Origin of the sequence: Salmonella sp. NW1250, assembly GCF_051812965.1 — a bacterium.
Taxonomy (GTDB): Bacteria; Pseudomonadota; Gammaproteobacteria; order Enterobacterales; family Enterobacteriaceae; genus Salmonella; species Salmonella enterica.
Map to the genome: position 1 here is coordinate 446,702 of NZ_JAMNDD010000001.1, position 18,888 is coordinate 465,589.

An 18,888-nucleotide genomic window follows, 5' to 3' on the forward strand; every position below is an offset into this window, starting at 1 on the left:
GGGGTACGCTTACCGGGCAAAGAAAAACGCCTGGGCGTCGTCATTCGGCAACGCACAGGCTATGATGATTCTTCAGTCAAAGGAGAACATCAATGAAACCGCAGATTTACCATGTTGACGCCTTCACCAGAGAACCCTTTCGCGGCAACTCTGCTGGCGTTGTCTTACATGCGGATACGCTAAGCGACGCGCAGATGCAGCTGATTGCCCGTGAACTTCGTCACTCGGAAACCGCCTTTTTGCTAAAAAGCGAAGAGAGTGATGTGCGCATACGCTATTTTACACCGACAGTGGAAGTCCCCATCTGTGGTCATGCCACCGTGGCCGCGCATTATGTTCGGGCAACGGTACTGGGGTTGGGAAACACCACCGTCTGGCAAACCTCGTTAGCGGGCCGTCATCGCGTTGAAATTCATGCCGAACACAACGACTATCGCATCACGCTGGAACAAGGTCAGCCCTCTTTTGAACCACCGCTAGTCGGAGAGATTCGGGCTGCCATCATCACCGCGTTGAACCTGACTGAAGATGATATCGTGCCGGGAACGCCAATTCAGGTGGCTTCAACAGGACATGCAAAAGTGATGATCCTGCTCAAACCAGACGTTGATATTGATGCCCTTTCTCCGAATCTGGCAGCCCTGACGGCAATCAGCCAGCAAATTGGCTGTAACGGCTTTTTTCCTTTCCAGATTCGTCCGGGAAAAAACGAAACCGATGGGCGAATGTTTTCTCCGGCGATAGGGATTGTGGAAGATCCGGTAACGGGAAACGCCAATGGCCCGATGGGTGCATGGCTCGTCCATCATGGTCTGATGGCGCATGACGGTAAAACGCTGCAGATTCAAGGCCATCAGGGGCGCGCTTTAGGCAAAGAAGGTACTGTTGATGTTACCGTCACCATTCGCGATAACCAGCCGGAAAACGTCACCATCTCCGGCCAGGCGGTCATTCTGTTTCATGCCGAATGGGCCATTACTTTTTAATCTTTGTCAGGCCCGCAAATCCTCGCGGCAAAAAAATTATTTTCCCGCCTCCGGATGGGTATCAAATGCAGCCATTACCGCGGCCAGCTCCGCCTCGGTAAAACCGTGCTTTACATCATTTACGCCGAGACCAAACTGCTGCTGAAGTAACTGATACAACGACGGTACATCCGGTACATTGACCTGTTCAACGGCATGTCCCTGGTGGTAACGCGTGAAGTGGAAATTCGTTAATGTCAGCTTGCCGCCATCAGGCAAATGGCGGCACATCAACAAATGATGACGAAAATGGGATTGCGGCCAGTGAGCCGACCAGAAATTGCCCATCACATGATCGCTCTGCTGCTGCACCCCCAGATCAAAACAGTACATCGACTGCCAGTGCTCATGGTGGCGGAATTGTAAAATCCATGTGCTCCCCTCCTGCATCAGGCGGTATTCGCCATGCGGCGTTTGCTGGGCAATTTCAGCCTGCAGACGAAGCGGCGCGGTTAGCGTTTGGCCGCCAAAACCCACGTCAGCGATCCACTGCTCGTCCTCAACATCAACCAGCAGCAAACGGTGCGTGCGCGGCGGTAAACTGGCGGGATGAGACAGAATGACCCGCCCCAATAAGCTTCGGACGTTAAAACCGATGTCGCGTAACGCACGTTCAAACAGGCCATTCAGTTCAAAACAGTATCCACCGCGTCGGGCATAAAGCAGTTTCTCCTCTAATGCCGTCTCATCGAGCTGTATTTCACGAGGCAGTAGCACATCCAGATTTTCAAAAGGAATCGCGCAGTTGTGCGCTAAGTGAAGCGTTCTGAGCGCTTCAACCGTAGGAACCCCCAACGGCTGACAATGTAATCGCGTAAAATAAGCATGTAAAAAAGAGGTCATCTGAGGCTTCCATTAACATTAATGCTTGCGTTCGGCACACAGGCTGAGGCGGATATCGCTGCGCAACAGGATACCCTATCCGTGGAATAGCGTTGGATACTTTTGAAAAAATAAGACAGACCGGCTACAGCGCCGGAGGTACGTGGGATTTTGGCCTACAAACGGAAATCGGGTTCTGAGAATCTCCTTGCGACACGCCGCCAAAATAGCGGCGTGTTAAAATTTTTAACGCCAGCTCAGCGAGTCTGATTTCTAACAAAACTGGCTAAACATAAACGCCTTTTAATAATTGTCCAAATAGTTATGGTAACGATCTTTTATGTCGGCCGCCCGTTGCGCTTTCGCCTCGCCCATGCTGTTGGCCCGAGCGATATAATGTTCTAAACTCGGAATGGCGCCTAATGCCTGAGGTAAGGCATTATATGCTGCTATTCGCTCGCTGACGGTTTTATGGTCTTTATCAATATCATAATTATAGTACGCTGGCGCTTCAAAAAAGCCCTCTTCCAGTTTCATACAGATCTTTTCAAAGGACCCCTTAACCTCAACGGTATGTTCGCCATCCGATATCCTGACGATTGGCTCACCTCCAGCTATCAGCGAGAGTTGTTCGAATGTTAACATCCGACCATCAGAAAGCTCGACATCTATAGTAAACAGTCCATCACACACAGCATCGGCAAGGTGATCATGGATATTCCCTGCATTGGCACAGAACTCCTCAACTTTAGGCGTAACATTGCAATAATGTTCAATTACTCGCGTAAATCCGTAGGCCAGTCCTGCGGTAAGCACATACAAGATGCCTTTCATGATTTTTGTTGATAATTTATTTTCATAATCTCCTGCAGCAACATGAGGTAGCTTATTTCCTGATAAAGCTCTGGCATAGGTAGAAACTGATGTATATGGCATATCCTACTCCTTCAAATTTTGCTCAATAGCTTTATATGTCCTACTCCTCTCTCATTATGACGATATGTCAATCAACAAAATTGCTCAAAGGCATACATTTTCAGGAGAAAATGAGAATAACAGGCGCAACGGCCTGATCTTATGCTGCTTCAATATCGTCAGGTGGTTTATCGTTCGAGGTCATATCTATGACCATAAATCCCTGCAGGGATTAACCCTGATTAATTATTGCGCAACGCAATCACTGCCGATTTGTGCTGGCGTCTTATCTGGCTGAATCGTGACCACACCGCACCACATCTGACCACACAAATAAACTCGACATCCTCATTTTGTTCTTCCCGTATGTTTTGCGTCATTTAACAATTGCAGGTAGGATGCTCCGCCGGCGGTTTTATCCTTGTCACAGAATCAGGGAAAAGCGGCATTCGCCATTGCAGGCAATCGATTGGTGAGCGCCCGTCGCGGCATAAGGAATTTTTCTGTCAGGACAGGCTATAACAGGTAACGTAATGAAAACACAGACTACGCACGCCGCAGAACAACATGCGGCGAAACGACGCTGGCTGAACGCCCATGAAGAGGGGTATCACAAAGCGATGGGGAATCGTCAGGTTCAGATGATTGCTATCGGCGGCGCGATTGGCACCGGTTTATTTTTAGGTGCAGGCGCCCGATTGCAAATGGCCGGACCGGCACTGGCGCTGGTCTATCTGATATGCGGCATTTTTTCTTTTTTCATTTTACGCGCGCTGGGCGAACTGGTATTGCACCGTCCTTCCAGCGGGAGCTTCGTCTCCTACGCCCGTGAATTTTTGGGTGAAAAAGCGGCCTACGTCGCAGGCTGGATGTACTTTATTAACTGGGCGATGACCGGGATCGTCGATATCACCGCAGTGGCGTTATACATGCACTACTGGGGCGCATTTGGCGACGTTCCGCAATGGGTGTTCGCGCTCGGCGCGTTAACCATTGTCGGTACCATGAACATGATCGGCGTAAAATGGTTTGCCGAAATGGAGTTCTGGTTCGCGCTGATAAAAGTACTCGCCATTGTTATCTTCCTGGTGGTAGGCACGATTTTTCTCGGTACCGGTCAACCGCTTGGGGGTAATGCCACCGGTTTTCACCTGATTACAGATAATGGCGGCTTTTTCCCGCACGGCCTGTTGCCCGCGCTGGTACTGATTCAGGGCGTAGTGTTCGCCTTTGCGTCGATTGAACTGGTCGGTACCGCCGCTGGGGAGTGCAAAGATCCACAGACGATGGTGCCAAAAGCCATCAATAGCGTGATCTGGCGTATTGGTCTTTTCTATGTAGGATCGGTCGTATTGCTGGTTTTGCTGCTGCCGTGGAACGCCTACCAGGCGGGGCAAAGTCCGTTTGTCACCTTCTTTTCTAAACTTGGCGTGCCTTATATCGGCAGTATTATGAATATCGTGGTGTTAACCGCCGCGCTTTCCAGCCTGAACTCCGGGCTTTACTGTACGGGGAGAATTTTACGTTCAATGTCGATGGGGGGTTCCGCGCCGAAATTCATGGCGAAAATGAGCCGTCAGCATGTGCCCTATGCAGGTATTCTGGCGACTCTGGTGGTTTACGTGGTCGGCGTGTTCCTGAATTACCTGGTCCCCTCCCGCGTGTTTGAGATCGTTCTTAATTTTGCCTCGCTCGGCATTATCGCATCGTGGGCGTTTATCATGGTGTGCCAGATGCGTTTACGCCAGGCGATAAAAGAAGGCAAAGCTGCAGACGTCAGTTTTAAACTGCCCGGCGCGCCTTTTACCTCCTGGCTAACGCTGCTGTTTTTACTAAGCGTGCTGGTACTTATGGCGTTTGACTACCCGAATGGAACTTACACTATCGCCTCGTTGCCGCTGATCGCCATTCTGCTGGTCGCCGGCTGGTTTGGCGTGCGACGTCGCGTGGCGGAGATCCATCGCACTGCGCCAGTGACGGCGGATTCGACAGAGAGTGTCGTATTGAAAGAAGAAGCAGCGACATAACATTTCCCTTCCCCGGCAGCCCCAGGCCTGCCGGGTTTAATGCGCATTGCCGCCAACACCGCATCGCGCCCAATGCTTAGTCAGCCTTAATCAACTGCGCCACATCATTGCTGTTAATTTCCCGCTGGTTGCCTTCCTGATCGGTATAACTGGTCATCCCCGTCTCTTTATCTAACTGCGGCTTACCCTGAGTTACGATCGTTTGCCCATTCTTCGTCGTCATCACATAGTTGGTTGTGCAACCCGCAAGCATAAAAAACATCATGCCCAAACCTGAGCATATAAATAACTTTTTCATATTTTCCTCGTGAATATAATGAGTTAACTACAGCAAAAAGGCAGTGTAATTCTCACAGAATCATCAGGCTATCGGCGGGGTGTAACGAGGCGTATCGGTGCGTTTAAAGAGATGACTGGAGGGGTTTCCCCCTCCATACCCTATTTACAGAGCAATGCGAATAACATCATCCGGCTGCGTCGCTTCCTGTTCACGTGTCGATTTCTGCTTCACGCTGACGTAGAGCGTTTTACCGTCTGCCGATAGCGCCAGGCTATTCGGGTACGTCGGCGTATCGAACGTTTTAACAACGTTATAGGTCTTCGCATCGATCACGCTGACCTGACCTGCCTGACGATGTGTCACATACGCCTCGTTACGTGTCGGGTTAAACAGGACGGCCAAAGAAGCAGGCGCCGCGATTTTGGCAAGAATATTGCCATTACGGGTATCGACAACCAGGACTTCAGTCGCCTTCGAGTCGGTGATAAACGCGCGATGACCTGCGGTATCGAGACTCAGGTTAATAAAGAAGTGTTCTTTACCGTCATCCAGCAACTTCTTACGACTGAGAATTTTATTGCTGGCGGTATCGATGGTGATAAATTCGCCATCCGCATTGGTGGTGTACAGGCGTTGCGCTTTACTGTCGAGCGCCAGACCCGTACTCATTTTGCCGGTATTTTCGATCGTCGTTTTCAGTTTGATGGTTTCGCCATCCACTACCCAAATAGCACTCTCTTTACCAACACCGCTAATGTAGATCGTGTTGGTCGCCGCATCGGCAACCAGCTCACGGGGCTGTAACGGACGAACCTCTTCAGTACGTTTGCGCGCATCAAGTACCAGACGACCTTTTACATCACCCGTTTTGGCATCAATTGCGGTAACAGCGCTGTTAATGGTATTGCCAAACCACAGCGTTTGGGTCGCGGCATTGATGGTGGCGCCGAACGGCTTGAGATCGTTATGAATCGCTTGCGTGATTTCCAGCGTCACCGGGTCGAGACGATAAACTACGCCGCCTTTATCCAGTTTACGGCTTTGCGATGTAGCCAGCCAGAGCGCGTTTTCTTGCTGACTCCAGGCCATCTCATAAGCGCCTTTGCCTACCGCTTTACGCAGCATGTCTTCCGCCGCCAGCGTGCTAAATGAGGATGCGACGAGGAGCGAACCTAACAATAAAGAACCACGCAGGCGCGGCGAAAAAAGATGACGTAAGTGCATGACGACTCCCTTTGATAAAAACGTGTATAGCTGCTTCACACTACTTCGCTGCGCGGGATCTTCGTTCCGCACTTATTATAAGTTGAGAATAATAATCATTATTTATCAGAAAGTGGAGCTTTTCCTCGCCTGCGAATGTCATGGCTCTTAAATACCGCACATTTTCTTAACTTAATGTGCGATTAAAATTTCAAAACTTTACATATTGACTACCCTTAATGTCACGTTTTCCGTTGATACGCTTACATTTATCCGGCATTTTCATGAAAATTATTTCCGTTAGACAGCGACTTTATCCCGCCCTCTTATTGCCTCTGACCTTCTCCCCGGTCCTTCAGGCCGCCAGCGCGCCCAATGAACAAACCATGATAGTCACCGCAACGCCGCAAACCGTATCCGAACTCGATACACCTGCCGCCGTTAGCGTCATTGAGGGAGAAGACATGCGTCTGGCGACGCCGCGCGTCAATTTATCTGAGTCTTTAACCAGCGTCCCGGGATTGCAGGTGCAGAACCGGCAGAACTACGCGCAGGATCTGCAAATCTCTATCCGTGGATTTGGCTCGCGTTCCGCCTTTGGCGTGCGCGGCATTCGTCTGTATGTTGATGGCATTCCCGCCACCATGCCGGATGGACAAGGCCAGATTTCGAATATTGATATTAACAGCATACAAGACGTTGAAGTGTTACGCGGCCCCTTCTCAGCGCTATACGGCAATGCTTCCGGCGGCGTGATAAATGTCACCACCGAAACCGGGAGACAGCCGCCCACCCTTGAGGCCAGCAGCTACTACGGCAGTTATGGAAGCTGGCGCTATGGGCTAAAAGCCACGGGCGCGATGGGTGACGGCACACAGCCAGGCGACGTGGATTACACGGTATCGACTACCCGTTTCACCACCCACGGCTACCGCGATCACAGCGGCGCGCGAAAAAATCTGGCTAATGCCAAACTGGGCGTGCGCCTTGACGATGTCAGTAAACTCTCGCTGATTTTTAATAGTGTGGACATTAAGGCGGACGATCCCGGCGGACTTACCGAATCTGAATGGAAAGCCGATCCGCAACAGGCGCCCCGCGCTGAACAGTACAATACGCGTAAAACCATCAAACAAACTCAGGCAGGATTGCGTTATGAACGTCAGCTCAGCGCGCAGGATGATATCAGCGTGATGGCCTACGCCGGAGAGCGGGAAACCACGCAATACCAGTCTATTCCCCTGGTGGCACAGCTAAAACCAGCCCAGGCTGGCGGCGTAATTACACTGCAACGCCACTATCAGGGCATTGATTCCCGCTGGACTCACCGGGGAGAATTAGGTGTGCCGGTCACCTTCACTGGCGGATTAAATTATGAAAACATGAGCGAAAACCGCAAGGGTTACAATAACTTCCGCCTCAACAACGGCACCCCTGAGTTTGGGCATAAAGGCGATTTACGCCGGGATGAGCGTAACCTGATGTGGAATGTCGATCCTTATCTGCAAACCCAGTGGCAGCTTACGCAAAAACTCTCGCTGGATGCTGGCGTGCGCTACAGTTCCGTGTGGTTCGATTCTAACGATCGCTATATCGCGCCCGGCAATGGCGATGACAGCGGCGACGCCAGCTATCACCACTGGCTACCCGCCGGATCGCTAAAATATGCGTTAACTGACGCCTGGAATCTCTATCTTGCTGCCGGTCGCGGATTTGAAACTCCCACTATCAATGAGCTTTCTTATCGCGCTGACGGCCAAAGCGGGTTCAACTTTGACCTCCAACCGTCGACCAATGATACGGTGGAAGTCGGCAGTAAAACGCGGATTGGCAATGGCTTGTTGACCGCCGCGTTATTTCAAACCGATACCGATGATGAAATTGTCGTCGCCAGTAGTATGGGAGGACGCACTACCTACAAAAACGCGGGCAAAACGCGCCGCCAGGGCGCAGAGCTCGCGTTGGACCAGCGCTTCGCCGGCGACTGGCGGGTGAAAGCATCATGGACCTGGCTGGATGCGACCTATCGCAGTAACGTTTGTCAGGGGCAAAACTGTGATGGAAACCGGATGCCCGGCATCGCCCGTAATATGGGATTCGCCTCATTAGGTTTTATCCCGGATGAGGGGTGGTACGCCGGAACAGACGTTCGGTATATGGGCGATATCATGGCCAATGATGAAAATACCGCCAAAGCGCCTTCGTATACCGTTGTTGGACTAAATACAGGGTATAAATTTAATTACAGTCAGCTTACCGTCGATATTTTTGGGCGGGTAGATAATCTATTTGATAAAGAATATATCGGTTCGGTGATCGTTAATGAATCTAATGGCCGATATTATGAGCCAGCGCCAGGACGTAACTATGGCGTGGGGATTAATCTGGCATGGCAGTTTGAATAAATATCCGGCAAATATCCGGCAATAGCGGGGAATCCCCGCTATTGATAAGTCATAGTTTCATGAAGGTTACATGAAGTACTGATTTTTAATCGTCGCTACGTTTTGTTGCAAAACGTTCTGTAGGCAGTGGCGACTGGCTTCTTTATCACCAGTCACTAACGCATTAAGCAATTTTCTGTACAGATTAACGCCGTTTTGATAATCATCAAGTTTAAAATTATCATATAAAAAATGCAGGCTTGGCCCCAGGCGTACCCATAATTGCTCGATCATGGCATACAGCGTTGGCATATCCGCGTAGTGGTAGATCTCAAAGCGGAATGCGCGGTTGGCCAAAAGAATTTTCTCCATAACGCCACTTTCCAGCGCCTGTTGAAATTCATCTAATAGCGCATTCAGCGTCTGCTCGCGATCCGGGGTAATCTTACCCGCAGCGGCGACCACCGCCATCTCCTCCAGAGTAGTACGAATCGTATTAATTTCCAGCAAACTTTCCAGCGAGATCTCAGGCACCATAAACGCCTGTGCTGGCGCCACCGCCAAAGCACTGGAAGAGACCAGCCTTAACAGGGCCTCACGTACCGGCGTAATACTGACGCCTAACTCTTGAGCGATATTTTTAGTGATAAGCCTTGCGCCTGGTTTTAATGCGCCAATAGACAATTGATGCTTTAACCGATTTTCAACCTGTGTGGTCAGACTTATATGTTGTGTTTTTTCCGTACCCGGCATTTTCCTTCCTTCACCTCTTGGCAGAACAACATCGCAATCGAGTCCCGAAGAAGTTTCGGAACTTAATTGTAAAAAAGATAATCCAGGCCTGAACGGCCAAATAAATAAAAGAGATAATTTACTTGCGTGATATTCTCATCTTTTACAACAATACAGGTTTCTTTATGGCAACCGTTTTATCTCCGTCATTCCTTCATGTATCGAGATTTTTGACCGGTTCAGGCCGCTGAGGGAGATAAGCTGCCCCACCGCGATCTGAATGATGAATATAAGTAAAGCCGGAATTTTAAAATTTGCACATTTTTATGGCGACATAATGCCGCCATTTTTTCTTTACGCATCGTCCGCTAAACGTATCACGACTTTGCCAAAGTTCTTCCCCGCCAGCAGCCCCATAAACGCTTCTGGCGCATTTTCCAGCCCATCAGTAATCTGCTCCCGGTAATGTATTTTCCCTTCTTTGATCCAACGCCCCATTTCTTGCTGAAACTCATGTATCCGGTGACCATAGTCCTGGTTGATGATAAAACCTTGCAGGCGAATACGCTTTTTAAGTAATGTCGCCATCAGCAGAGGCAGTCTGTCTGGACCGTCCGGCAACGCTGTCGCATTGTAGCCGCTGACCAGACCGCAGAGCGGAATCCGCGCCGACGTATTCAGTAGCGGTAAGACGGCGTCAAAGACTTTACCACCGACATTCTCATAATAGATATCGATACCCTGCGGGCAGGCCTGCGCAAGCTGTTGTGGGAAATTATCAGCGTGATGATCAAGGCACAGATCAAATCCCAAAACGTCTGTCGCATGACGGCATTTTTCCGCGCCGCCGGCAATACCCACGACCCGGCAGCCCTTCAGCTTGCCAATTTGCCCAACCGTTGCGCCTACGGGGCCGGTGGCGGCGGCGACAACCAGCGTTTCGCCCTCTTTCGGCTGGCCGATATCCAGTAACCCCATATAGGCGGTAAACCCCGGCATTCCTAAAATACCCAATGACCAGGAAGGATGTTGCGGATTATCACCCAGCTTTACCAACCCTTCGCCATCTGAAATGTCATAATCCTGCCAACCATTGTAACTCAACACCCATTCGTCTGGTCGGTAATCAGGATGGTTTGACGCGACAACGCGACTGACCGTACCGCCAACCATAACGCAGTCAGGTTCAACAGGCGGCGCATAAGAGGGTTCATCGCTCATGCGGCCACGCATATAAGGGTCGAGTGATAAAAAAACGGTACGCAATAGCACCTGCCCTTCACCGGGCGTCGCGACGTCATCTTCTTCGAGGCGGAAGTTATCCATCTGCGGCGCGCCGTGGGGACGCGAGGCCAAAACCCAACGACGATTTCGGTTGGTCTGTTGCTTCATTCTATTCTCCTCATGCCTGGCATAATCCATCAATAATAGTCGAACATTAGCTTTCTGAGGGAGTTAAACACTCTCAGATATCAGGCTGTGCGCTTTTGTGAACGACTTTCTTTCCCCTCTCGCTAAATATGAATTCTTGCGCTAATTCGTTGATTTATGCCGCCTTCAATAGTATTTCTAACACTATCATAAACATTCCCTGGGGTTCCCTATGACGATTCGCTTTGCCGATAAAGCAGACTGCGCCGCGATTACCGAAATCTATAACCATGCGGTATTACATACTGCGGCCATCTGGAACGATCGGACGGTCGATACGGATAATCGCCTTGCCTGGTATGAGGCCCGTCAATTACTGGGCTATCCGGTGCTGGTAAGCGAAGAAAATGGCGTGGTGACTGGCTATGCATCATTTGGCGATTGGCGCAGTTTCGACGGTTTTCGCTATACCGTCGAGCACTCGGTTTATGTTCATCCGGCGCACCAGGGGAAAGGACTGGGGCGAAAACTGCTCAGCAGACTGATCGACGAAGCCCGACGCTGCGGCAAGCATGTGATGGTGGCCGGTATTGAGTCACAGAATGCCGCCTCGATACGCCTGCATCATTCGCTGGGATTTACCGTTACCGCGCAAATGCCGCAGGTCGGCGTAAAATTTGGCCGTTGGTTAGATCTTACGTTTATGCAGCTCCAGCTTGATGAACACGCCGCGCCGGACGCCTGCTGATGAACCAGTCTTTGACGCTTATCTTTTTGATCGCCGCCGGCGTCGGGCTGGTGGTACAAAACAGTATTATGGTGCGTATTACGCAGACATCATCGACGATTCTGATCGCTATGCTGTTGAACTCGCTGGTAGGGATCGTTTTATTTGTGACGATATTGTGGTTTAAGCAAGGCGCTACGGGCTTCGGCGAGCTGGTCGCCAGCGTTCGCTGGTGGACATTGATCCCCGGTCTGCTGGGGTCATTTTTTGTATTTGCCAGCATTAGCGGGTATCAGAACGTTGGCGCCGCGACGACTATCGCGGTACTGGTCGCCAGCCAGTTAATCGGCGGACTGGCGCTGGATATTGCGCGTAGCCACGGCGTCACGTTACGCGCAATGGTCGGGCCGGCGTTTGGCGCGCTGTTGCTGGTCATTGGCGCATGGCTGATTGCGAAGCGCCAGTTTTAATGGGTTACAGGATCGTGCCGCCTTTGGTGAGCTGCTCGCGGCGCGCGTCCCGATCTTCTTGATATTGCCTGCCGTGATGCGCGATAGCCGTGCGTAAACGCTGCTGCTGCACATAACGATCTTCGCGACGTAATTCAGCGTCATCGCTCAAGGCAATCAGCAATTCATTCATATGGGCAATTACGCTCTCCGCGATGGCGGCATCCACGCGGGCGCTCACTTCCTCCAGGTGTGACATAAGCTCTCCTACTCTTTATTCTGTAACAGCATGATTCGCCTATTATACGCGTTATTGTCGCCCGATGCGGTAATTCGCCGCCGCCACCCTGATTTAACTTACGTCAAGTGGAAACACGGGGCTTAATAGACCGAGAATTCGCGCCTTTTTGCCTTTCTTCCGCCGTTTGCTTGCGTATAGACCCCGTAAAGTAGACGCGTGAAGAAGTCTAAGGGATAACAACGTGGCAAAATCTCTCTTGCGCAGCGGCAATCTGGATGATTATCAGGCCGTGGGCGGCGGCGGTCAGGCCGTATTTGAATCAGCATTGCAAATTCGCGAAACGCTTCGTCTGCGTAAACAGCAGGCGATGGTTGACTGTCTGGCGATTCCGCAACTTAACGATAATGGCGATCGGGTTGACTGGTATTCGCCGATTGAAGGTCAGGCGATAGCGTGGAAAGCGGCTGACGAAGAGACACGTTCTCGGGCTTTACGTTATTTAGCCAGCACTTTTGAAAGCGCGGCTGCACTCAGTCGCAAAAGTCTGCAATCCGGTAAAACAGCGCTCCAGCTATTTGGTTCGCTACTTGAGAAGGCGACGCAATTTCCCGGCGAAAATCATGTTTTCCTGGTTAACGGCAAACCGGTTATCACCTTCTGGGGATTCGTTAATCTCAACGAAAATACACGCGATGATGTGCTGGACTGCCTGCGGGTCACCGAGGCAATCCCCGACATCCCTCTGGTCGAGCCGGAGCCCGAAGAAAAGCCGCTGGTAGAGGCGGCGTTTAGTCAGGCGGATGAACCTTTGTTAACGTCTGTCATTGAGCCGCCGAAAATGCCGGAGGAACCTGTTGCGCCGCCCGTTATCGTTAGCGAGCCGAAGCCGGCCACACCCATCCCGGTTGCTGAGGCGAAAAGAGCTCGCCGTCTACCGCTGTGGAGCTTACCTGTCGCTGCCGTGGTTATCGCCGCCGTCGCCACGCCTTTTTTCTGGCCATCTTCATCCGTTGACGGGTCCTCTCCTGTTCGCGCCGCGCCTGTCGCTACCGCGAAAACTGACATTACCCCCTTGCCTGAACTCACCGCGCATTTGCCGCTGCATCGCGCTGAGGTGACGCCCGCCCCCAAAGCGGCGCCGCTGCCGGAAGCGCCTGTTATCATTGCCGCTATCCCCAAAGACGCGCTGGTGATGGACAGTACGCAGATGAAGCTTGGAACCACGCGCTTTTTAAACGGTAGCTGGCGGGTCAGCGTGGATGTCAAAGATCCGATTACCGGCAAGCCGCCCTCTCTGCGTTATCAGATCCAAAATAACAAAGGTATCGCGCGCGTAGTACATGGCGATAACGTGGTTTGTCGGGCGGAAATTTTCTCTGGTCTGCATCAAACGGGCGAGCTGATGATTAAAAGTCGCGGCAATGCGCGCTGCACCGACGGTTCACGTTATCCGATGCCGGAAATTACCTGTAAAGCAGGCGTCAATGACGTCGCAACCTGTACCGCCCGTTATGGCGACCACGCGGCAATTCCGTTGACGTTTAAAAAGATAGGTGCCTGATTTTATGTTGGTCAATCTGTGTGATTACAAACAGAGCGTCACGCTCATTGCAAACAGCGGCGTCCAGTTTCTTGATTTTGGCTTAACGCCGCAAGAGTCGGCCCACTACGGACGTTTTGTGCGCAAAACGGCAAACGGCCCGCTACTGCGCCTCGATTTTGATCTGACCAGCGGGCGCTACACGTTGCCAGGACGTGCTGGCGGCCAACCCGAAGTCGTGAAACCGGAAAGCACTCAGACGCTGCACTATTCTCTGGATGTACTCGACGGAATCTGGCTTCCCCTGCCGTTCCTGCGTTTTAATCCGCCGCGTACCTTTATTGACGGGCCGGATAACTGGGCACGCATTCAGGTACGTAAACTCAGCGAGCCAGATAGCGCCGGAAACACACACCGCATCACCCTCGCCTTCGACAGTCAACTGGCAAAAAATATGCCTGCGGCGTTGGCGCCTTGCGAAAACGATCTGCTCAATGGCACACGTTTTGCGCTCGCCTGGCGCGATGAAGAAGTTGCCGATTTTCTTGACCAGACATGGATTGACGGCTGGCTGCGCGAGTCGTTTCTTCAGTATGCCTCACAGGTGGAAAACCGTTCGGAACAGGCCATACAACAAGCGCTGCGTAGCTTTGAGTATCAGGCGCACTGGTTGAATTTACTGACGCTGTTAGGCGAACAGCTTACGGTGCCGGAAGTAAAGTTTGTGACACATACGTTAAGCACGCCCGCAATCCCGGTCGATCTGATTCTGGATGTCGGCAATACGCATACCTGCGGCGTCTTGATCGAGGATCATGGCGATGCGAATGACGGGTTACGCCAGACGGCAGAGCTTCAGGTGCGTTCTTTAAGCGAGCCGCAGTATCTGAACGATCCTTTATTTACCAGCCGGGTGGAATTCTCGGAAGCACGCTTTGGCAAGCAACACTTTTCTGTCGAAAGCGGACGAGACGACGCCTTTGTCTGGCCTTCCATTGTGCGTGTGGGCGACGAGGCTCGCGCCCTTGCTATGCAGCGTGTGGGCACCGAAGGCAGCAGCGGCATCTCCAGCCCGCGTCGCTACCTGTGGGATGAAACCCCCGCCTTGCAGGACTGGCGTTTTAGCCAGATCCACGGTAAAACGCAGCGCGAACCGCTTGCCACCGCGTTTCCGCTGATGAATCTGATGAACGATGACGGACAGCCGTTATTCCGCCTGCCGCATGAAGAAAGGCTACCGGTTTTTTCGCCGCAATACAGCCGTAGCACCTTGATGACGCATATGTTGTGCGAAATTCTGGCTCAGGCGCTGGGGCAAATTAACAGCGTCGCCACCCGGCTGCGGCTCGGCTTTCCCGCCTCGCCGCGCCAGCTACGCACCCTGATTTTAACGCTGCCTTCCGCCATGCCGAAACAGGAGCGAGAAATTTTCCGCCAGCGAATGTTTGAAGCGCTGGCGCTGGTCTGGAAAGCCATGGGCTGGCATCCGCAGGATGAGGATTTCACCACGCCTAAGCAGCGTGAAAAAAGCGTGGTGCCGGTACCAGAAATACAGATGGAATGGGACGAAGCAAGTTGCGGCCAACTGGTATGGCTTTATAACGAAGCCATTTCGCATTACGCCGGGCGTACCGAATCCTTTTTTAATGCGCTGGCCAGACCGGATCGCCAGCCTGAACCCGGCGTCGTCCCCGGACGCGCGTTGCGCGTGGCATCGATTGATATCGGCGGCGGCACGACGGATATGGCGATCGTTCACTATCAGTTAGATGACGGCGTGGGGGCCAATGTAAAAATTACGCCTCACCTCCTGTTTCGCGAAGGTTTTAAAGTCGCCGGGGACGATCTGCTATTGGATATCATTCAGCGTTGCGTACTCCCTTCCCTGCAAACGGCGTTGCAACGGGCAGGCGTTACGGATGCCGCCGCCCTGCTGGCGACCTTATTTGGCGATTCGGGACGAATTGATACTCAGGCCATTTTGCGCCAGCAAACGGCGCTGCAATTATTTATGCCGCTGGGCCACGCGGTACTTTCCGCCTGGGAGCAAAGCGACATTAACGATCCGTTTGCCGGTTTACACGCGACATTTGGCGATCTGCTGATCCGCCGCCCAACGAGCAACGTGATGAACTATATCCAGCAGGCGATCGATCATGCCTTACCGTCTGGTTCGCCGACATTTGATATATTCAATGTGCCGTTGCAAATCCAGTTTAGCCAGCTTCAGGAGGCTCTGCTGGCCGGCCAGTTTACGCTGACAACGCCGCTTCATGCGGTCTGCGAAGCGATATCCCACTATCACTGCGATATCTTGCTGGTGACGGGGAGACCGACCTGTTTACCCGGCGTACAGGCGCTCATCCGGCACTTACAACCGGTGCCGGTTAATCGCATTGTGTGGATGGATAAGTATCAGGTACATGAATGGTATCCCTTCAGTCAACAAGGGCGTATCGGTAATCCAAAATCCACTGCTGCGGTGGGCGCGATGTTATGCAGCCTGGCGCTGGACTTACGTCTGCCGCGTTTCAATTTTAAAGCGGCTGATATCGGCGCGTATTCGACTGTGCGTTATCTCGGCGTACTGGATAATACCGTTAATACGCTTCGCGATGAAAACATCTGGTATCACGAGATCGATTTGGATAAACCCGGCGCAACGCTGGACGCACGCCTGCATTTTCCGCTACGCGGCAACGTGACGTTGGGCTTTCGTCAACTGGCGAATAGTCGCTGGCCGGCAACCCCACTCTATTGCCTGAGCATTAATTCCGCCGAACTGGCGAAAACCATCGCTGGCGACGGCGTACTGAATGTGCGACTGAAATTACGCGGCAGTAGCAAAGATAACGCCTCGGAATCGTTCATATTAAGTGATGCCTGGCTCCAGGACGGGACGCCGGTCGCCGCCGATGCGCTGACATTAAAATTGAATACGCTGGCTGACCGTCGCCACAGCGGCAGCCACTACTGGATAGATAGCGGGAGTGTATACCTGAAATGACAAAACCGTTAAACGCCACCCAGGCTGTTATCGAGTGGGTTAACAACACGCGCCGTTACGCAACGCGGCTGGATGATGAAGCCGATGCTCTGCTGGCGCAACTTACGCTTGCCGCGGCGGATGAGTCAGCGCTCAACGCCGCCTGCGCATCACATGGCTGCGTCGGTCTGTACGGGTATGCGCAATCCGCAAAAGCGCATCTGTTAACGACGCTATGCGGTAACGAGAATGGCAAGCTGGAAATTATCACGCCGGACCGTGACTATGATTATTTCAGCCACATCAATCCGGGTCATGCGCCAGCGAATATGGCTATTCGCTTTACGCGCGACATTTTTTCAAACGAGAGCGGCTGGCCGTTGCGCCTGCGCTTGATCAGTGAAGCTGAACTGGTGCAGATCTTTATTGCCTGGACCAGCTCGTCCCCCGTTTGTCGCCAGGTCGAAAAATCCATTATCACATCACGCCTGGAGAAATGGCAATCGCTTCGCCAACCGCAGCCCGTCCCCGGCGTTACCGCTGAAGAGGTAGCGACCATCGCGAGTTTCTGGCGCTCTTGTCTTCCGTCCGCCAGACAACATATTGATGATGCGACATGGCAACACTTTGCCTCGCTCTTGCCTGCGCTGGATCTCACGACACGGGCGCACGCCTGGGCATTACTGTGGGGAGAGCAGCCGGAGATCACCCAGCAATGGCTGGCGCTGGCGCATATGTTGCAACAAACCAGCCATGCCGGGGAACTGGCGGCGCCGCTCAGCCTGCTGGTCGATCATTTTGGCTTACCGGCGGAAAACTTCCTGACGCAAATGGCGCTAACCGCCAGCGATACGCAAAGCGATGTGGTGGTGCATCCGGTTAAGGAAGGCCGACTGCTCAATGCGGTCAGCCTTTCGCTTGATTCTCTGGCGCTGCTTACCCGCGAACTGGTGCTAACCGTTGAAAACAGCGTACTGGATAACGTTGATTTACTGGATATTCCGGTCGCGCCAGACAGTCATCCTCATCCGTTATGGCGGGCGAAATTAGGCTGGATGCTGGCCCATTACCGTCAGCAGGTACAGCCCGATGTTCTGGTGATTTGCAATGCTCTGGCATCTCGCTCGCAAACATCCGCCGCCGCCCGTCACTTACTGGAGTGGGTTAACGCCACGCAGCCGCAGCATGAATCAGCGTTACCCGGCGTCGTCTGGGCTATTACTCCACAGGATGCCCGTTTTGCCACCCAGCAAAATCTGGATGAAGCCGTCCAGCAGTTGATGGGTAAACCTGGCGTGCACTGGGGAACGTTGCAGGCGCTGGATAAACACAGTATGCAGCGTTTGGTGGAGTGGTTATCGCAGGCGACATCGGCACCACAGCGACAGGCACGCTTACAGGCGTTACGCGAACAACTGCGAGGCCGCGTGCGCGATCTGTTACCGATGTTTGATGACGCGCGGCTACCGGTTGAAACCGTGATCCGGCGTCTTCAGGCCCAGGCCGCCAGACATGGCGACCTGCTGGCCGGGCTGTTACCGCCGGTACAGAACTTCGAAGCGTTGCTGCGCACCCGACAGTCGCGAGAAGAACAGGTCAGCGGTTTATTTAATGACGCGATCGATCTCTTTGCCGACGAACCAACGCGCGCTTCAGCGTCAGAAGGTCACGAAACAGGCTATCAGGCGCACAAAATGTGGATCAATCATCTGCGCCAGTGGGCCCACTGCCGGGATAATGCGCAGCGTCTGGGACTGGAACCGCAGATGCTCAACGCCGTGGCGGAGATTTTAATTACCGCCAGCTATCGCCTCGGTTTACCTCAGCAGTTACAGAAAACCATGCAGCGCGAGGAGGTTAGCGGCGCGCAGCTCCATGCCATCATTGGTAACTTCATCGCCTGGCTCGGCTACGCAAATATCGAGGAGGCCCAACGCCCGGCCAGCCGCGTTCAGAAAGGCGCAGCCATTTTCGCCGCAACGCCGCGTTCGACAATGTTGCGTCTAACAAAGCTTGACGAACAGCCCGTTCACGCCGCCAGCCGCTATGTCTATGACTGGCTTGTTGCGCTGTATACCCTGGCCAATGAGAACGCAGGATATCGGCATCCGCAGGACGTTACCGACGTAGACAGAGCGCAATTAATTGCCCTGATAGCCTGACCTGGCGGAAAAACCATGCCCGGT

15 protein-coding genes are annotated in these 18,888 nt (G+C 52.6%); 8 read left to right on the top strand and 7 right to left on the bottom strand.

All coding sequences use genetic code 11. From position 1 onward, the window contains the following. Window positions 1-92 precede the first annotated feature (92 nt). Window positions 93-986, top strand: a complete 894-nt coding sequence (locus NBA72_RS02300) for a PhzF family isomerase (RefSeq protein WP_042947248.1) — start codon at window positions 93-95, stop codon at window positions 984-986. Window positions 987-1,022: 36 nt separating this feature from the next. Here the strand turns inward: NBA72_RS02300 and nhoA are convergent, their stop codons facing one another. Both nhoA and steA read right to left on the bottom strand, forming a co-directional pair. Beyond that, window positions 1,023-1,868: an N-hydroxyarylamine O-acetyltransferase gene (gene nhoA / locus NBA72_RS02305; protein ID WP_000200329.1), complete on the bottom strand. Its 846-nt coding sequence runs from the start codon at window positions 1,866-1,868 to the stop codon at window positions 1,023-1,025. A 282-nt stretch (window positions 1,869-2,150) separates the two neighbouring features. After that, window positions 2,151-2,783, bottom strand: coding sequence for a type III secretion system effector SteA (gene steA, locus NBA72_RS02310; RefSeq protein WP_042947247.1), 633 nt, complete (start codon window positions 2,781-2,783; stop codon window positions 2,151-2,153). 512 nt (window positions 2,784-3,295) lie between these two features. Here steA and ansP point away from each other — a divergent pair. Further along, window positions 3,296-4,789, top strand: a complete 1,494-nt coding sequence (gene ansP / locus NBA72_RS02315; protein WP_042947245.1) for an L-asparagine permease — start codon at window positions 3,296-3,298, stop codon at window positions 4,787-4,789. Between the two features lie 76 nt (window positions 4,790-4,865). Here the strand turns inward: ansP and NBA72_RS02320 are convergent, their stop codons facing one another. Together NBA72_RS02320 and NBA72_RS02325 are read right to left on the bottom strand one after the other, a co-directional pair. Continuing rightward, window positions 4,866-5,087, bottom strand: a complete 222-nt coding sequence (locus tag NBA72_RS02320) for a YgdI/YgdR family lipoprotein (RefSeq protein ID WP_000732362.1) — start codon at window positions 5,085-5,087, stop codon at window positions 4,866-4,868. 144 nt (window positions 5,088-5,231) lie between these two features. After that, the gene (locus NBA72_RS02325) at window positions 5,232-6,293 is read right to left on the bottom strand and encodes a YncE family protein (protein WP_000550636.1); all 1,062 of its coding nucleotides are present in this window, start codon (window positions 6,291-6,293) and stop codon (window positions 5,232-5,234) included. A 263-nt stretch (window positions 6,294-6,556) separates the two neighbouring features. Between NBA72_RS02325 and pqqU the strand changes: the two genes are divergently transcribed. After that, window positions 6,557-8,677 carry a TonB-dependent receptor PqqU gene (gene pqqU, locus NBA72_RS02330; RefSeq protein WP_042947242.1) on the top strand — a complete coding sequence of 707 codons (2,121 nt, stop codon included), beginning with the start codon at window positions 6,557-6,559 and terminating at the stop codon, window positions 8,675-8,677. Between the two features lie 66 nt (window positions 8,678-8,743). Here pqqU and mcbR read toward each other — a convergent pair whose 3' ends face one another. Next, window positions 8,744-9,409 (bottom strand): colanic acid/biofilm transcriptional regulator McbR, encoded by a 666-nt coding sequence (mcbR, locus tag NBA72_RS02335; RefSeq protein WP_039563107.1) that lies wholly within the window; start codon window positions 9,407-9,409, stop codon window positions 8,744-8,746. 333 nt (window positions 9,410-9,742) lie between these two features. After that, window positions 9,743-10,780, bottom strand: coding sequence for an NADP-dependent oxidoreductase (locus NBA72_RS02340; RefSeq protein WP_042947238.1), 1,038 nt, complete (start codon window positions 10,778-10,780; stop codon window positions 9,743-9,745). A gap of 211 nt (window positions 10,781-10,991) precedes the next feature. Here NBA72_RS02340 and mddA point away from each other — a divergent pair, with 211 nt between their 5' ends. Both mddA and NBA72_RS02350 read left to right on the top strand, forming a co-directional pair. After that, on the top strand, window positions 10,992-11,507 hold the full coding sequence (mddA, locus tag NBA72_RS02345) for an L-methionine sulfoximine/L-methionine sulfone acetyltransferase (RefSeq protein WP_000155373.1): 516 nt from the start codon (window positions 10,992-10,994) through the stop codon (window positions 11,505-11,507). Then, the gene (locus tag NBA72_RS02350; protein WP_001076571.1) at window positions 11,507-11,956 is read left to right on the top strand and encodes a DMT family transporter; all 450 of its coding nucleotides are present in this window, start codon (window positions 11,507-11,509) and stop codon (window positions 11,954-11,956) included. The genes mddA and NBA72_RS02350 overlap by 1 nt, the downstream gene beginning before the upstream one ends. Before the next feature lie 4 nt (window positions 11,957-11,960). On the opposite strand, the gene NBA72_RS02355 is transcribed toward NBA72_RS02350, so the two are convergent. Then, window positions 11,961-12,194, bottom strand: coding sequence for a YdcY family protein (locus NBA72_RS02355; protein WP_000018720.1), 234 nt, complete (start codon window positions 12,192-12,194; stop codon window positions 11,961-11,963). Between the two features lie 223 nt (window positions 12,195-12,417). Here NBA72_RS02355 and srfA point away from each other — a divergent pair, with 223 nt between their 5' ends. The 3 genes from srfA to srfC are packed head-to-tail and all read left to right on the top strand — an operon-like array spanning window position 12,418 to window position 18,864. Continuing rightward, window positions 12,418-13,737, top strand: coding sequence for a virulence-associated effector SrfA (gene srfA, locus NBA72_RS02360; RefSeq protein ID WP_042947237.1), 1,320 nt, complete (start codon window positions 12,418-12,420; stop codon window positions 13,735-13,737). A 4-nt stretch (window positions 13,738-13,741) separates the two neighbouring features. Continuing rightward, the gene (locus tag NBA72_RS02365) at window positions 13,742-16,723 is read left to right on the top strand and encodes a virulence factor SrfB (RefSeq protein ID WP_439004977.1); all 2,982 of its coding nucleotides are present in this window, start codon (window positions 13,742-13,744) and stop codon (window positions 16,721-16,723) included. Beyond that, complete coding sequence (srfC, locus tag NBA72_RS02370) at window positions 16,720-18,864, top strand: virulence-associated effector SrfC (protein ID WP_042947234.1); 2,145 nt, start codon at window positions 16,720-16,722, stop codon at window positions 18,862-18,864. Before NBA72_RS02365 ends, srfC begins: the two co-directional genes overlap by 4 nt. Window positions 18,865-18,888 lie beyond the last annotated feature (24 nt).

What these genes read in the sequence shown, in the direction of transcription:
- NBA72_RS02300 (WP_042947248.1), top strand. Translation starts at nt 93, where the DNA reads ATGAAACCGCAGATTTACCATGTTGACGCCTTCACCAGAGAACCCTTT.
- nhoA (WP_000200329.1), bottom strand. Translation starts at nt 1,868, where the DNA reads ATGACCTCTTTTTTACATGCTTATTTTACGCGATTACATTGTCAGCCG.
- steA (WP_042947247.1), bottom strand. Translation starts at nt 2,783, where the DNA reads ATGCCATATACATCAGTTTCTACCTATGCCAGAGCTTTATCAGGAAAT.
- ansP (WP_042947245.1), top strand. Translation starts at nt 3,296, where the DNA reads ATGAAAACACAGACTACGCACGCCGCAGAACAACATGCGGCGAAACGA.
- NBA72_RS02320 (WP_000732362.1), bottom strand. Translation starts at nt 5,087, where the DNA reads ATGAAAAAGTTATTTATATGCTCAGGTTTGGGCATGATGTTTTTTATG.
- NBA72_RS02325 (WP_000550636.1), bottom strand. Translation starts at nt 6,293, where the DNA reads ATGCACTTACGTCATCTTTTTTCGCCGCGCCTGCGTGGTTCTTTATTG.
- pqqU (WP_042947242.1), top strand. Translation starts at nt 6,557, where the DNA reads ATGAAAATTATTTCCGTTAGACAGCGACTTTATCCCGCCCTCTTATTG.
- mcbR (WP_039563107.1), bottom strand. Translation starts at nt 9,409, where the DNA reads ATGCCGGGTACGGAAAAAACACAACATATAAGTCTGACCACACAGGTT.
- NBA72_RS02340 (WP_042947238.1), bottom strand. Translation starts at nt 10,780, where the DNA reads ATGAAGCAACAGACCAACCGAAATCGTCGTTGGGTTTTGGCCTCGCGT.
- mddA (WP_000155373.1), top strand. Translation starts at nt 10,992, where the DNA reads ATGACGATTCGCTTTGCCGATAAAGCAGACTGCGCCGCGATTACCGAA.
- NBA72_RS02350 (WP_001076571.1), top strand. Translation starts at nt 11,507, where the DNA reads ATGAACCAGTCTTTGACGCTTATCTTTTTGATCGCCGCCGGCGTCGGG.
- NBA72_RS02355 (WP_000018720.1), bottom strand. Translation starts at nt 12,194, where the DNA reads ATGTCACACCTGGAGGAAGTGAGCGCCCGCGTGGATGCCGCCATCGCG.
- NBA72_RS02365 (WP_439004977.1), top strand. Translation starts at nt 13,742, where the DNA reads ATGTTGGTCAATCTGTGTGATTACAAACAGAGCGTCACGCTCATTGCA.
- srfC (WP_042947234.1), top strand. Translation starts at nt 16,720, where the DNA reads ATGACAAAACCGTTAAACGCCACCCAGGCTGTTATCGAGTGGGTTAAC.